We start from the raw sequence: 13,117 nt of genomic DNA, 5'->3' as shown, positions 1-13,117 counted from the left end.
TTCAAAGGTCCTCGCACGGCGTATCCGCCGATTTCGGCTACGGGCATCCCGATATTCGGTGTGGTCTGCGCGTCCGTCCGTGACAGGCAGGGCGGGGCCGAGAAAATGCGTGGGAAAGTGTCGGCGCCCGGTGATAGAAAGCAAGTTCGACTTTCATTCTCGACCTGCTTGGGAGCGAACCTGTGACCACCAGCGGTTCGGAGTTCTCCGTCTCCGGTCGCCCGCATGACAGGCGGGGTCCGGTGCGCTGGTTCTGGTCCCATGTTCGCCGCCACCCGCTCCAGCTGACCGGATTCCTCGGCGCATCGCTGATCATGGTCGTGCTCAACGCCACGGTCCCCGGGCTCACCGGCGCGGCCTTCGACGCGGTGCTGGGCGCGGGCGGTGGCGGGGCGCGGGAACTGGGCCTGATCTCGCTGGGACTGCTGGCGATCGTGCTGGCCCGCGGCGCCTTCGACCTCGTGGCACGCCTGGCCAGCGAGGTTCTGGCCAAGCGGCTGGAGCGGGACACCAGGGACGAGCTCTACGTCAGCCTGCTCGGCAAGAGCCAGACCTTCCACAACAGACAGCGGGTCGGCGACCTGATGGCACGGGCGGCCAACGACATCCGGCAGCTCTCCATCATGATCAGCCCAGGCATCGACCTGATCGTCGACTCCAGCCTGACCGGTCTCGTGCCCCTGGTCTTCATCGCCGCGATCGACCCGCGGCTGCTGCTGGCGCCCGGCGTCTTCGCGGTCGTCTTCGTTCTCGCGCTCTGGCACTACATGAGGCAGCTCAATCCGGTGGCGACCCGCATGCGCGAACAGTTCGGCGATCTCAACGCCGGGCTGAACGAGGCGGTCCGCGGCATCGAGGTCATCAAGGTGTCCGCGCAGGAGGACCAGGAGCGGCGGCGGTTCCGGGCACGCGCGCGGCGTTATCGGGACTCCTTCGTCCACAACGGCCTGGTCCAGGCCCGTTACCTGCCGACCCTGCTCTTCGCGTTCGCGATGGCCGCCTCGCTCTGGCACGGCCTCTACCTCCAGGCCGCCGGCGCCATCACGATCGGCGAGCTGGTCGCCTTCATGAGCCTGATGAACATGATCGGCTTCCCGACCAACATGTCGATCTTCACCTTCTCGCTGGTCCAGATCGGCATCGTGTCCGCCCGCCGGATCCTCGGCATCATGAACACCGAGACCGAACTGGGGCAGCGTGCCGACGGCCACGCCGCACCGATCAGCGGGGCGATCCGCTTCGAGAACGTGACGTTCGGCTACGGGGAGGACGATCCGGTGCTGCGCGGGGTGACGTTCACCGTGCAGCCGGGCGAGACCGTGGCGATCGTCGGCGAGACCGGCTCGGGCAAGAGCACCCTGGCGAAGCTGGTCCCCCGGATCTACGACGTCACCGCGGGCCGGATCCTGGTGGACGATGTGGACGTGCGCGAGTGGGACCTCGACTCGCTGCGCTCCCAGATCTCCACCATCGAGCAGGACATCGTGCTGTTCTCCCGGTCCGTGGCCGAGAACATCGCCTTCGGGCTGGGCCAGCAGGCGGAGCGGAGCGCCGTCGTGAAGGCGGCCGAGGAGGCCCAGGCCGCCGAGTTCATCGGCGAGCTCGACGACGGCTACGACACGGTCATCGGAGAGCGCGGCATCACCCTCTCCGGTGGCCAGCGTCAGCGCCTGGCCATCGCACGGGCACTGCTGACGGATCCGGCGATCCTGGTGCTCGACGACTCGACGAGTGCGATCGACTCCGCCACGGAGGACAGGATCCAGCAGGCCATCGGCCGCGTTCTCGACGGGCGCACCACATTCCTGATCACCCACCGGCTCTCCCAGATCCGCTGGGCCGACAAGGTGCTGCTGCTCCGCCGAGGCGAGCTGGTCGACTATGGCACGCACGACGAACTGCTCACCCGCAGCCGCCTCTACCGGCGGATCTTCGCCCACTACGACGAGGTCGACCTGACCGACACCACCGACCCGGCCGTGGTCCTCGCGGGCGAGCAGGGAGGGCAGGGCTGATGGGCTTCATCATGGACGGCCTCGACGCCGAGGACTACGACCGCACCTACAACGATCGTGATCTACTCCGCCGGATCCTGTCCTATTTCCGGCCGAAGCTGGGCTCGATGATCCTGGTCGCGGCCATGATCGTGCTCTCCTCACTGACCCAGGCGGCCATGCCGTTGCTGGTCAGCTGGGGCGTGGACGGGATCGAGGACGGCACGATCGCCGACGTGGGCCGGCAGCTCACCGTCGGCCTGCTGCTCGCCGGGGTGCTCGGCTGGCTGTTCAACTTCATCCGCCAGTGGTACAGCGCGAAGGTCACCGGAGACGTCGTGCTGCGTCTTCGCGAGGACGCGTTCGACGCCGTACTGGAACGCGACCTGTCGTTCTACGACGAGAACCCGTCGGGCAAGATCGTCAGTCGGGTCACCTCCGACACCGATGACTTCGCGACCGTCTCCACCTTGACGATGGACCTGATCAGCCAGGTGTTGATGGTGGGTTTCGTCACGATCCTGCTCTTCCTGCGCAGCGTCGAGCTCGCCCTGCTGACCCTTCTCGTGGTGCCCGTGGTGGTGGGCATCGCGCTGCTGTTCCGGCGGATCGCCCGCAGCAGCACCCGCAGGGCGCAACGCTCGCTGAGCCGGGTGAACGCCACCCTGCAGGAGACCATGGGCGGAATCAGCGTCGCCAAGAACTTCCGCCAGGAGCAGCGGGTCTACGACGAGTTCCGGCCCATCAACGAGCAGAGCTACCAGGTGACGCTCAGGCAGGGTTTCGTCTTCTCCGGCATCTTCCCGGTGCTCTTTCTGGTCGCCGGACTGGCCACGGTCGCGCTCATCCAACTGGGTGGTACCACGGTGCTCGGCGGCGGCCTGTCCGCCGGTGACTGGTACCTCTTCCTCCAGGGCGTCGCGCTCTTCTGGTTCCCGCTGACCTCCATCGCCGCGTTCTGGTCCCAGTTCCAGCAGGGCCTGTCCGCGTCCGAGCGGGTCTTCGCCCTGATCGACGCGCCGCCCCGGGTCGTGCAGACCGACCCCCAGCCGGTGGGCAGGCTGGCGGGCCGCGTCGAGTTCCGCGACGTCCGGTTCGGTTACGAAGCCGACAACCCCGTCCTGCGGGACTTCAACCTCACCATCGAGGCGGGCGAGAGCGTCGCGCTGGTCGGTCACACCGGTGCGGGCAAGTCGACGCTCAGCAAGCTGATCACCCGGTTCTACGAGTTCCAGGACGGCCGGTTGAGCATCGACGACCGTGACATCCGCACGCTGGACCTGGCCGGGTACCGGCGGCAGATCGGCGCGGTTCCGCAGGTTCCGTTCCTGTTCAGCGGCACCGTCGCCGACAACATCAGATACCCGAGGCCGGAGGCGGGCGACGAGGAGGTGCTCGCCGCCGCCACGGCGGTCGGCGGCGGCGACTGGATCGACGCCCTGCCCGACGGCCTGCGGACCGACGTCGGCGAACACGGCCGCGCCCTGTCCATGGGCCAGCGCCAGCTCGTCGCGCTGGCCCGCCTGCTCATCCAGGATCCGGCGATCGTGGTCCTGGACGAGGCCACCGCCAGCGTCGACCCGCTGACCGAGGCCCAGATCCAGGAGGGTCTGGACCGGGTGCTGGCCGACCGCACCTCCATCGTCATCGCGCACCGGTTGTCCACGATCGAGCACGTCGATCGCATCATCGTGCTGGATCACGGCCGGATCGTCGAGGAGGGCGACCACAGCACACTGCTGGCTCGCGGTGGTCACTACTGCCAGGTCTACAACACCTACTTCAGGCACCAGTCCCCCGACTACCGTCCCGGTTCCGGGTTCGTCTCCGTCACCGGCTCCGCCTGATCGAGGCCGCTCGAATCGGGGCCCCGATTCGAGCGGCTCGCCGGGACATCCGGCGGAAGGGGGTGTTCAACCCGGCCGCCTTCCCGGTGGCGCCCGCCCAGCTCCGCGACGAAGGCCGTGAGCAGGCGGGCGAACTCCCGTCTTTCGTGCTCGGACCAGCCGCGCATCGCCGCGTCGAAGACCTCGCGGCGGAAGCGGTGGACCCGCTCGGCGTGCCCGGCGCCCAGTTCGGTGAGCTCCAGCGTGCTGCGGCGGCCATCAGCCGGGTCGGCCACCCTGCGAAGCAGTCCCGCCTCGACGGCCCTGGCCACCAGGCGGCTGGCACGAGGCTGGTCGACGCCCATCCGACCGGCGACGGAGGTCACCGTCGCGGCCTCCGCCCCTTCCTCCACAGCGTCGATCACCCCGAAGAGTGCGGGGTCGAGCTCGACGTCACCCGCGAGGCGCTGGAGGGCGCGGCGGGTCTGGCTGCGCCGGATCGCCACCATCGCCCGCTCGACGGCGGCCACCTGAGGATCTTCCATGCCCCAATGATACATGTACTAATACATGTTATTGTCAAAATACATGTATCTGCCAAGGAGAGGCGGCACCGTGAACACCTCCGAGATCACCGGCCAGAGGCGCCCCATCGGCTACTGGATCAAGCACCTCCACGGCCTCGTCGAGGGCTCCCTCGACGGCCTACTCGCAGGCCAGGGGCTGACCCGCCGCCACTGGCAGGTGCTGAACGTCGTCGCCACCGACTCCCCCACCCCCGCCGGCCTCGACACCGCCCTCGCCCCCTTCCTCGACGACCGGCGGCCCTCCCTGCGTCCACTGGTGGACGACCTGCGCGGGCGGGGCTGGCTGAAAGGACCGGAAGGAGAGGGGCGGTTGACCCTCACCGCCACCGGGATCCGGGCACACCAGGAGTTGCGACGGCAGGTGAACGCCGACCGCGCCCGCCTCACCGAGGGGATCGGCGCCGAGGAGTACCTGGCCACGATCGACGTCCTGACCCGGATGTCGGCCAACCTGACGGGCCCGACGGAACCCGCAAAACCAACCACTAATTCCGGAAATATCGCCTGAATAATATTAAACAACGCCTAAATATCTATTATTGCCACTCCAAAGGGAGGCAGAAAGCCGATCTCCACGAGATGGCAGAATTACTTATGCCACCTTAATACTGTCTATTTTCGCCGTCCGCGGGCTCCATACGGAGTGATGGTGTTGCGATGAGTGATGAGCCGCGATGAGAGCGACGGCCTGCTTCGGCCGCCGCCTGACATCCCCCAGCGGACCGCTGCCTTCCCCAACGGGTCGGGACAGCACGGGGAGATCCCCACCACCGGAGCCGGACGCACCCGTGACGCCGGCAGGACCGAGGAGGCGATCGCCGCCTACCGGTACGCCGCGGAAGCCGGGAACCTCGATGCCCGCTGGCGGCTGGTCGAGTTGTTCCAGCGGGTGGGCCGCAGTGAGGAGGCGATCACCTGGCTACGGGCCCGCGCCGAGGCAGGCGACATCGACGCCCTGTGGAAGGCGGTCGAGCTGCTCCAGGAGTCGGAGCGGACCGAGGAGGCGATCACCTGGCTACGGGCCCGCGCGGAGAGCGGCGACACTCACGCCCTCGGGCGGCTCACCGTCCTGCTGTACCAGCTGGAGCGGGCCGAGGAGGCGATCACCTGGCTACGGGCCCGCGCCGAGGCAGGCGACACCCACGCTCTGGCGCACGCGGTCGACCTGATGTACGAGACCGGCCGCGCCCGGGAGACGATCGCCTGGCTGCGGGCCCGCGCCGAGACCGGCGACACCCACGCCCTGATATGGGCGGTCCTGCTGCTGTGTGAGACCGGTCATGCGGACAGAGCGGTTCTTGCCTACCTGAGCACCGCCGAGTTGGGCCGTCCCGACGTTCTGGCCCAGGCGATCGGTCTGCTGAGACGGCTCGGCCACGCCGACGAGGCCGAACGGCCCCGACGGTGCGGGATCACCCCCGGCAGGACGTGACCCCCGTATCGGCCGAGGACCGGCTTCACGTCCACGACGGGTGTTCCGTCCAGCACCTTCACACACCCGCGCCCCGTCCATCGCGGGTCTCCACCAGGCGCCAGAGAGATCCAACCCGCGCACAAGTGCACTGGATCATTCTCATGTCATGAACATCGCAAGAATCTCCCTCATGACGCTCGCGGCCGGCGTTCTCACGGGATGTACCTTCACCCTCGAAACCGATCAGGAGAACGGCTCATCGCCCCAGAACCCACCGAAACCCCCAGGAACCTTCGCGACGCCGTTCCCCACCGCGATCGGCGCACTGGATCTCCAGTCGGCGACCCCCGCCGAGGAACGCTTCAAGCTCCCGGACGGTCCGCACCACAAGATCCTTGGCACCCAGCTCACCGCGTTCTACCAGGACACCCCGCGCCTGAGATCCTTCTACGCCACCGGGGCGCAGGCCGAGGTGACCGACCCCAAGGCCGCCGTGGACTGGCTGACCGCCCAGGACCGCGAGCGGGAGAACCCGCAGACGGACTGGGTCTACGTGGGGACCGGTCCGCTCCGCGGCGCGGCCTCCTGCCGGAACACCGACGACGGGACCTACTGCTACTGGGCCGACGCCGACACAGTGGGCTTCCTTGAGATCCCGCGCAGCCTCGCCGGGAAGATCACGGAGAGCTTCGCCATGATCAGGGGCGCGCTGGAAGGAGAGCCCTCCAAGAGCCGGTGACCAGCGGGGGGCCATGCCGGTCTGCGGGCTGTCGCGTTGTCTCCGTACTCTCGTCGGGCTCACGCAGCAGCCGGGCACGCACGACCGGCCCGGACCCGGCGATGTCGTCCGGCCGCGGCCGCCGGAAGTCGAGCGACACCGGGTGGCCGAGCGACCGATACAGGTGCGGCGGCTCGCCGCCGGCCTGGAAGGCGGGCACAGGCAGACCCCGCCGGACATACCCATCGCCGATGGGAGCCGGTACGGTTTGACCATGGCTGTGCGGTCGTTGGGCTACCGGAGCGATCTGATGTTGCTCGGGCTGCAAGGCAGCGTCGTCGACCGGCGCGACGGTTACCTGGCTGTCCGGACGCCCGCCAACCCGACCTATCACTGGGGGAACTTCATCCTGCTGGACACCCCGCCGGCCCCCGGAACGGTGGCCTCGTGGGTGAGCACCTTCCACCGCGAGTTCCCGGACGCGGGCCACGTCGCCCTCGGTGTCGACGGTGTCACCGGCGACGCCGGTGAGCCGGAGGAACTGGCGGCGGCGAGTCTCGACGTCGAGCGGAGCACGGTGATGACGGCCGACACGGTGCACCCGCCGCCGCGCCCCAACCGTGACGCTCACTTCCGCGTCCTGGACGGCGACGAGGACTGGTCCGCCGCACTGGCACTGCAGGAGGCCACCAACTCCGGTCCCGACGTCGAGGGATATCGGGTGTTCGCGCAGCGCAACCTGGCGGCCATGCGCCGGCTGCAGGAACGCGGATGCGGCGCGTGGTTCGGAGCCTTCGTGAACGACCGCATGGTCTCCGGGCTCGGCCTGTTCACCGACGGTTCGGGACTCGCGCGCTACCAGGCCGTCGACACCCACCCGGCATATCGAAACCAGGGCCTTTCCGGAACCCTCGTGTACACGGCCGGTCGGCACGCTCTGGAACGGCTGAACGCGCACACGCTCGTCATGGTGGCCGATCCGAGCTACGTCGCGATCCGCGTGTACCGCTCGGTGGGCTTCACCGACTCCGAGACACAGGTCCAACTGGAGCCGAAGCCGTCAACGACGACTCCGGCCTGAGGATCGCCGCGGCCCTGCTCCGGAGCGGGGCCGGTCCTTCCATTCCCCGTGGGCGGCCGAAGAACCGATCACGCCGGCCGGCCACCGCATCCGGTACGGCCCCTCTCGCCGACCGTCACCGGCGTGCTCACCGCGGTGCGGTCGTACGGCGCAGCCAGGTCCCCGTCGGCGGCAGGCTTGGAGGGGCACTCGCCGTTCATGGCCGGTGTCCCTTTCCTGTCGCCCCAGGCAGGGGCGGCGCAGGCTTACTGCGACTTACCTGCAATAAGCTGTCGAGGGTGGAAAGCCCCCTCGGGAGGACGCCGTGAGCGTGGTCGGTCAGGAACAGCCCACGACCACACCCGAGGTGGTCCGGGCCTGGGTCGGCGGCTGGGCCGTTTCCCGTTCGCTGCGGCCCCCGGTCGAGGTGGCCGGTGGATTCCGGCTGGATGTCGGACTGCCCGGACATCGCGTCCGCTACGTGCTCTTCGACCTCGACCAGGTGGCCGAGCTGGCCGTCACCCTGACTGCTCCGGGCACCTGGATCAAAGCGTCCGCGTCCGCCGAGCGGGTGGTGCCCCTGCTCACCCCGGCCTGGACCGTCGGCGAGCCGGAGTACCTGATGACCGTGCCGCTGCGCCGGGCCACCGCGCTCGCTCCGGACGGCTACACGCTGCACACCGCGACGGACGGCGGGATCACGACCGTCCGGATACACGACGCCGACGGAACGACGGCCGCGAGCGGGCAGATGGGGGTGGCCGGCCCGGCAGCCGTGGCCGACAGGATCCTGACCGATCCGGCACACCGCCGCCGGGGCCTGGGCAGCGTCCTGATGACCGCGCTCGGCGACGCCGCCGCCAAGCGGGGCGCCGCGACCGGCGTCCTGGTGGCCACCCGGGACGGCCTCGCGCTCTACCGCGCCCTGGGATGGACCCTGTGGGAAGCGATCACACCCGCGTACCTCCCCGAAAACGAGTAGGCGATACGCCTGCCTGTTTCCCCAGGCGTGGAAACCACACGTGACCCGCGGCTACCGTCTCATCCTCGGCCCACGCGATTCACAGTGATCGGCGGTGGCCGCGTTCGTCCCCATATCTCCGTATCATCGACTACATGACCGCTGAATACCCGGAATCCTTCCACCGTGGTGAGCTGCGCGTCTCCCATGCCGAGCGCGAAGCGGTGGTGGCACGGCTGAACGAGGCGGCGGCCGAAGGCCGTATCGACCTGGCCGAGCTCGATGAGAGGCTGGAACAGGCGCTGACCGCCAAAACCTACGCCGATCTGGCGCCCCTCACCGCCGACCTGCCGCCCGTGGTTTCGCTGGACCCGGGACAGCCGCTGGTCCTCAAGGGGGGCCTGCACGGCGCGGCGCGCGTCGGGCGCTGGCAGGTACCCGCGAAAGTAGTCGCGTACGGCGGCATGGGCGGCGCCAAGCTCGATTTCACCCAGGCCGACTGCCGGCTGCCCGTGGTCGAGGTGGAAGCGCACGGCCAGATGGCCGGGGTCACGATCGTTCTCCCCGACGGCTGGGCCGTGGAGACCGGCGGGATGGATCCCGGCCTCGGCGGCCTGAGGGACAAGACCACTTCCGACCGGCTGCCGGGCACGCCGCTGATCCGTCTCACCGGCACCGGCGGCCCGGCAGGCGTGGTCGTCCGCCATCCCAACGGCTTCGAACGTCGCAAGCTGAAGCGCATATCCGCGCAACGTCCTTGATCTCATCCTGACGGCCTGGTGCGGCGGGCCCGCGGCGGGGTGATTCACCAGAGGACGGTTCGGGATGCGGTCTCCACGCCGCGAGGGGACACGCACTTTCAACCAGCGGGTTGACCGGTGGGTGATCTACGCCCTATGGTCCTTTCAACCATTGAGTTGAAAGGGGAGGGGATGACCACGGACACGCTGTCCCGGGTCTTCGCCGCCCTCGCGGATCCGACCCGGTGTGACATGGTTGCCCGGCTCGCCGAGGGCGACGCGACCGTGAGCCAGTTGGCCGAGCCGTACCGGATGACGCTGCAGGCCGTCTACAAACACCTGCGGGTGCTTGAGGACGCCGGGCTCGTCAGCCGGCCGCGAGGGCCGCAGCCCCGGCCGGTGCGCCTGGAGGTCCAGGCCCTCGACCTGATGGACAGCTGGATCGAGCGCCACCGGGACCGTGTCGAGCGGCGCAACCGCCGCCTTGACGCCGTTCTGGCGGAGATGAACGGAGACGAACATGAACAGGATCACGGAGACGGTCATCGAAGCCGACCCGAGGCTGCCGGTCATCCGGATGACTCGTGACTTCGCGGCCACGCCCGCGCAACTGTTCCGCGCCCACACCGATCCTGCGTTGTTCACCCGCTGGGTGGGCCCCGATGCCACGGCCACCCGGATCGAGCACTGGGACGCGCGTACCGGTGGCAGCTGGCGGTACGTCTCGGTGCACGACGGCACGGAGTACGGGTTCCACGGCTGCTTCCACGAGGTACGGCCGGACCGTATCGTGCAGACCTTCACGTTCGACGGCGATCCCGACGGAGTCGCGCTGGAGACGTTGTGGTTCGAGGACCTGGGCGACGGACGTACGCGGCTGCGGACACAGTCGCTGGTCGACAGCTTCGAAAGCCGCGACGCGTGGCTGCGCGGCGGTATGGAGATCGGTGTCAACGAGGGTTACGCGAAGCTGGAGAGGATGCTCACCGATGGCGCTGTCTGACCACCCGGCCGAGCGACACCTGCGGGTCGCCGGGCTGTTCACGGACCGGGTTCGCGGCACCAGGTCCTGGGACGCGCCATCCCCGGTCGCCGGCTGGGCCGCCCGCGACGTCGTGCGTCACCTGATCGAATGGTTCCCCGGGTTTCTCGCCTCCGGTGCCGGCATCGAACTGCCCCACGGACCGTCGGTGGACGAGGACCCGGTCGCCGCGTGGCGGGTTCACTGCGACGGTGTGCAGGCGGTGTTGGACGATGCGGGGACGGCGCATCGGGAACTCGTCAATCCACACGTCGGCAGCCTGCCGGTGGAGACCGCGATCGACCGGTTCTACACCGCCGACGTGTTCATGCACACCTGGGATCTCTCCAGGGCCACCGGCCAGGACGACCGGCTGGACCCCGACTTCTGTGCCCAACTCCTCGGTCAGATGGAGCAGATGGAGCAGGTCCTTCGCTCTTCCGGCCAGTACGGCGCCCGGGTCGAGGTGCCCGACGGTGCGAGTACCCAGGCCAAACTGCTGGGTTTCATCGGCCGGGACCCGTTCTGGCCGGGGCGGTGATCGGGACAGCTCGCTGATCTGCATGTCCGTTACCACCGGCCCCGGGTCCGGTGACGCTATCGGGGGGTCAGCACACAGAACTCATTGCCATCGGGATCGGCCATCGGCACCCGACCGACCCCGCGCCGGCCGATGTCGATTCGAGTCGCTCCGAGGGAGACGAGACGGTCGACCTCCGCTTGCTGATCACCGTGCGCAGGTGGAGCCAGGTCGAAGTGCAGCCTGTTCCTCCCTGTCTTCGGCGTTACCGGCGGACCGCCCCATGTGATCTTCGGACCGCCGTGCGGCGAGCGGATCGCGGTCTCCTGGTCCTGGTCCCAGACCAACGGCCAGCCCAGCGCCTCGCTCCAGAAGTACCCGACCTCCTGCGAACCGTCACACGCGAGCGCTCCGACGAATCCGCAGTCGGCGAGGAAGTCGTTGCCCGGCCCGATGACGCAGAACTCATTGTCCTCGGGGTCGGCGAGCACCACATGACCCTCCTCCGGGCGTTGCCCGATGTCGATGTGCCGCGCGCCGAGTTCGAGCGACCTCGCCACCGTCCGCTGCTGGTCCTCCAGGGACGTGCTCGTCAGATCGAAGTGCATCTGGTTCGGACCGGTCTTCTTCTCCTGGGTCGGAAGGCATCGGATCCGGAACCCGGTGTCATCGCTCGGCAGGAGCGCGATGCCGTCGTGGGGGTCGTCGACCGTCTCCCAGCCCAGAACCCCGGCCCAGAAGCGCGCGAGACGGAGTGGATCGTTCGCGTCGAAACAGAGCGCGACGAGCTGAGCAGTCATCCCGCGTCTCCAATCTGCCGACTCGCACCCGCGTCCTGGCGCACGACGGAAACAACGCTAGCCCGCGCGAGGACCGCGACGCCAACGCTTATACGTCAGAAGTGGTGGCGGTGTCCTTGCCCTTGTGCCCGGGTTCTGGTCAGGGCGTCTTCCGCGCCGGCTTGGCCCTCGTGCCGACGCCGCCGAACAGGGCGAGGCCGCTGATGACGATCCGCGGCGCGCCACGCTTCCTGCGCGCGGCGCTTCTGTCGAACCCGCCGAACAGGCCGAAGCCCTTGACCTCGACTTCGACGTCGTCGGGAACGACGACCTCCGTGTAACCCCATAGGGCGAAGACCCGGATCCGGATCTCGTGGTCGGTGAAGCGGGCGTCGCGCAGATCGATCTCGCCGCCGCCGAACATCGACAACGACGTGAACTCGCGCGGGGCGACCCACTGACCCTGGCGGGTGAACCAGCCGAACACGCTCACCGCGAAGCGGGAGCTGGGCGCGTCCTCCACCACCAGCGTGTCCGTACGGCCGGGCTCGGGGAGATCGCGGCCCGCGCGCTCCAGCTCGCCCCTGGTCTTCGCCTCATAGATCTCGGTGAGCCGCTGGTCCAGCTCGGCCAGCTCGATCCACCCCATGGCGGCGGCCGTCCGCAGTCGTTCGGCCGCATGCTCACGGTCCTCGCCGGAGGCGCGCACCTGGTGGTCCGCACGGGGATGCTCGGCCATGCCTCAGTCCTGTTCCGTCGATCAGCGTGACTGACGACATCCTATTATCCAAGTGGACAATAACTCATTCAGGAGACTCCAACCCGGATTCCTCCACCATGTGAGCCCCCATCATCGCGGCCAGCTGGACACGGAACTCCGCTTCATGCGCGGGATCGTCGGGATCGTGTGCCATGCCCGCCAGCCACGACCGCCCGCCGATGGCGAACCCGTACGCCGCCGACAGCCCGATCAGCGCCACCGCCTCGATACGAGACCGGCTCGGAACGCGCCGCCCGGCCAGTGCGGCGCGGATCCCCGCCTCGATCGCGTCCATCAGCTCCACCAGCTCCGGCCGCGCGGCCCCCCGATAGTCGGCATGCATCTCGGCCCAGACGAACAGGCGCAGGTAGCGCTCGTCGGCCAGGGTGTCGAACAGCACTCTCGTGATCCCCGCTGCGGTGGGTACGCCCCGCTCGGCGCTGATCCGCTCGCGTACCCGTTCCTCGATCCGATCGTTCTCGGCCATCAGTACCTCGCGGACCAGGGCGGCGTAGGTGCCGAAGTAGTGCGTCACGAGCCCGTGGGCGACACCGGCGGCCGCGGCGATCTGTCGCAAACTGACATTGTCCGGGCCTCGTTCTCTGATCAGCCGGGCTGCCGCCGCCAGCAGCTCCGCCCGCGATTCCTCGGGACTGCGCCTACGCCTTCTGGATGTCATGCCCGGCAGCCTATTGTCCATTGGACAACAGGCCGCCACCTGCACACCATCGTCACCC

15 protein-coding genes are annotated in these 13,117 nt (G+C 68.7%); 11 read left to right on the top strand and 4 right to left on the bottom strand.

The features are described 5' to 3' along the window. The first annotated feature begins 182 nt into the window (after window positions 1-182). Window positions 183-2,015: an ABC transporter ATP-binding protein gene (locus AB0K21_RS32170; RefSeq protein ID WP_343966715.1), complete on the top strand. Its 1,833-nt coding sequence runs from the start codon at window positions 183-185 to the stop codon at window positions 2,013-2,015. Then, window positions 2,015-3,841: an ABC transporter ATP-binding protein gene (locus AB0K21_RS32165; protein WP_343966717.1), complete on the top strand. Its 1,827-nt coding sequence runs from the start codon at window positions 2,015-2,017 to the stop codon at window positions 3,839-3,841. Before AB0K21_RS32170 ends, AB0K21_RS32165 begins: the two co-directional genes overlap by 1 nt. On the opposite strand, the gene AB0K21_RS32160 is transcribed toward AB0K21_RS32165, so the two are convergent. Next, complete coding sequence (locus AB0K21_RS32160; RefSeq protein WP_343966719.1) at window positions 3,796-4,365, bottom strand: MarR family winged helix-turn-helix transcriptional regulator; 570 nt, start codon at window positions 4,363-4,365, stop codon at window positions 3,796-3,798. The genes AB0K21_RS32165 and AB0K21_RS32160 overlap by 46 nt on opposite strands. 70 nt (window positions 4,366-4,435) lie before the next feature. Between AB0K21_RS32160 and AB0K21_RS32155 the strand changes: the two genes are divergently transcribed. The 9 genes from AB0K21_RS32155 to AB0K21_RS32115 all read left to right on the top strand — a co-directional run bounded on the left by AB0K21_RS32155 (window position 4,436) and on the right by AB0K21_RS32115 (window position 10,862). Next, window positions 4,436-4,915: a MarR family winged helix-turn-helix transcriptional regulator gene (locus tag AB0K21_RS32155; RefSeq protein WP_364155429.1), complete on the top strand. Its 480-nt coding sequence runs from the start codon at window positions 4,436-4,438 to the stop codon at window positions 4,913-4,915. 156 nt (window positions 4,916-5,071) lie between these two features. Beyond that, window positions 5,072-5,839: a hypothetical protein gene (locus tag AB0K21_RS32150; RefSeq protein WP_343966723.1), complete on the top strand. Its 768-nt coding sequence runs from the start codon at window positions 5,072-5,074 to the stop codon at window positions 5,837-5,839. Window positions 5,840-5,987: 148 nt separating this feature from the next. Next, window positions 5,988-6,560 (top strand): hypothetical protein, encoded by a 573-nt coding sequence (locus tag AB0K21_RS32145; RefSeq protein ID WP_343966725.1) that lies wholly within the window; start codon window positions 5,988-5,990, stop codon window positions 6,558-6,560. A 253-nt stretch (window positions 6,561-6,813) separates the two neighbouring features. Continuing rightward, window positions 6,814-7,620: a GNAT family N-acetyltransferase gene (locus AB0K21_RS32140; RefSeq protein WP_343966728.1), complete on the top strand. Its 807-nt coding sequence runs from the start codon at window positions 6,814-6,816 to the stop codon at window positions 7,618-7,620. 304 nt (window positions 7,621-7,924) lie between these two features. After that, a complete protein-coding gene (locus AB0K21_RS32135) occupies window positions 7,925-8,581 on the top strand; it encodes a GNAT family N-acetyltransferase (protein ID WP_364155426.1) in 657 nt (218 codons plus the stop codon). A gap of 134 nt (window positions 8,582-8,715) precedes the next feature. After that, window positions 8,716-9,321: a DUF1707 domain-containing protein gene (locus AB0K21_RS32130; RefSeq protein ID WP_343966739.1), complete on the top strand. Its 606-nt coding sequence runs from the start codon at window positions 8,716-8,718 to the stop codon at window positions 9,319-9,321. 171 nt (window positions 9,322-9,492) lie between these two features. Further along, window positions 9,493-9,888 (top strand): metalloregulator ArsR/SmtB family transcription factor, encoded by a 396-nt coding sequence (locus AB0K21_RS32125; protein WP_343966741.1) that lies wholly within the window; start codon window positions 9,493-9,495, stop codon window positions 9,886-9,888. Next, the gene (locus AB0K21_RS32120; RefSeq protein WP_343966744.1) at window positions 9,821-10,303 is read left to right on the top strand and encodes an SRPBCC family protein; all 483 of its coding nucleotides are present in this window, start codon (window positions 9,821-9,823) and stop codon (window positions 10,301-10,303) included. The genes AB0K21_RS32125 and AB0K21_RS32120 overlap by 68 nt, the downstream gene beginning before the upstream one ends. After that, complete coding sequence (locus AB0K21_RS32115) at window positions 10,290-10,862, top strand: maleylpyruvate isomerase family mycothiol-dependent enzyme (protein ID WP_343966746.1); 573 nt, start codon at window positions 10,290-10,292, stop codon at window positions 10,860-10,862. Before AB0K21_RS32120 ends, AB0K21_RS32115 begins: the two co-directional genes overlap by 14 nt. 56 nt (window positions 10,863-10,918) lie before the next feature. Here the strand turns inward: AB0K21_RS32115 and AB0K21_RS32110 are convergent, their stop codons facing one another. The 3 genes from AB0K21_RS32110 to AB0K21_RS32100 form a co-directional block, all read right to left on the bottom strand. Further along, complete coding sequence (locus AB0K21_RS32110; RefSeq protein WP_343966748.1) at window positions 10,919-11,641, bottom strand: VOC family protein; 723 nt, start codon at window positions 11,639-11,641, stop codon at window positions 10,919-10,921. 139 nt (window positions 11,642-11,780) lie between these two features. After that, on the bottom strand, window positions 11,781-12,359 hold the full coding sequence (locus tag AB0K21_RS32105; protein ID WP_343966751.1) for a DUF1707 domain-containing protein: 579 nt from the start codon (window positions 12,357-12,359) through the stop codon (window positions 11,781-11,783). A gap of 64 nt (window positions 12,360-12,423) precedes the next feature. Next, entirely contained in the window at window positions 12,424-13,059 is a 636-nt protein-coding gene (locus tag AB0K21_RS32100; protein ID WP_343966753.1) for a helix-turn-helix domain-containing protein, read from the bottom strand. Window positions 13,060-13,117 lie beyond the last annotated feature (58 nt).

Origin of the sequence: Streptosporangium sp. NPDC049248 (genome assembly GCF_040678965.1) — a bacterium.
Lineage (GTDB): Bacteria > Actinomycetota > Actinomycetes > Streptosporangiales > Streptosporangiaceae > Streptosporangium > Streptosporangium fukuiense.
This window is presented reverse-complemented; position numbering and strand designations above follow the sequence as displayed.

What these genes read in the sequence shown, in the direction of transcription:
- AB0K21_RS32165 (WP_343966717.1), top strand. Translation starts at nt 2,015, where the DNA reads ATGGGCTTCATCATGGACGGCCTCGACGCCGAGGACTACGACCGCACC.
- AB0K21_RS32160 (WP_343966719.1), bottom strand. Translation starts at nt 4,365, where the DNA reads ATGGAAGATCCTCAGGTGGCCGCCGTCGAGCGGGCGATGGTGGCGATC.
- AB0K21_RS32150 (WP_343966723.1), top strand. Translation starts at nt 5,072, where the DNA reads ATGAGCCGCGATGAGAGCGACGGCCTGCTTCGGCCGCCGCCTGACATC.
- AB0K21_RS32145 (WP_343966725.1), top strand. Translation starts at nt 5,988, where the DNA reads ATGAACATCGCAAGAATCTCCCTCATGACGCTCGCGGCCGGCGTTCTC.
- AB0K21_RS32140 (WP_343966728.1), top strand. Translation starts at nt 6,814, where the DNA reads ATGGCTGTGCGGTCGTTGGGCTACCGGAGCGATCTGATGTTGCTCGGG.
- AB0K21_RS32130 (WP_343966739.1), top strand. Translation starts at nt 8,716, where the DNA reads ATGACCGCTGAATACCCGGAATCCTTCCACCGTGGTGAGCTGCGCGTC.
- AB0K21_RS32125 (WP_343966741.1), top strand. Translation starts at nt 9,493, where the DNA reads ATGACCACGGACACGCTGTCCCGGGTCTTCGCCGCCCTCGCGGATCCG.
- AB0K21_RS32120 (WP_343966744.1), top strand. Translation starts at nt 9,821, where the DNA reads ATGAACAGGATCACGGAGACGGTCATCGAAGCCGACCCGAGGCTGCCG.
- AB0K21_RS32115 (WP_343966746.1), top strand. Translation starts at nt 10,290, where the DNA reads ATGGCGCTGTCTGACCACCCGGCCGAGCGACACCTGCGGGTCGCCGGG.
- AB0K21_RS32110 (WP_343966748.1), bottom strand. Translation starts at nt 11,641, where the DNA reads ATGACTGCTCAGCTCGTCGCGCTCTGTTTCGACGCGAACGATCCACTC.
- AB0K21_RS32105 (WP_343966751.1), bottom strand. Translation starts at nt 12,359, where the DNA reads ATGGCCGAGCATCCCCGTGCGGACCACCAGGTGCGCGCCTCCGGCGAG.
- AB0K21_RS32100 (WP_343966753.1), bottom strand. Translation starts at nt 13,059, where the DNA reads ATGACATCCAGAAGGCGTAGGCGCAGTCCCGAGGAATCGCGGGCGGAG.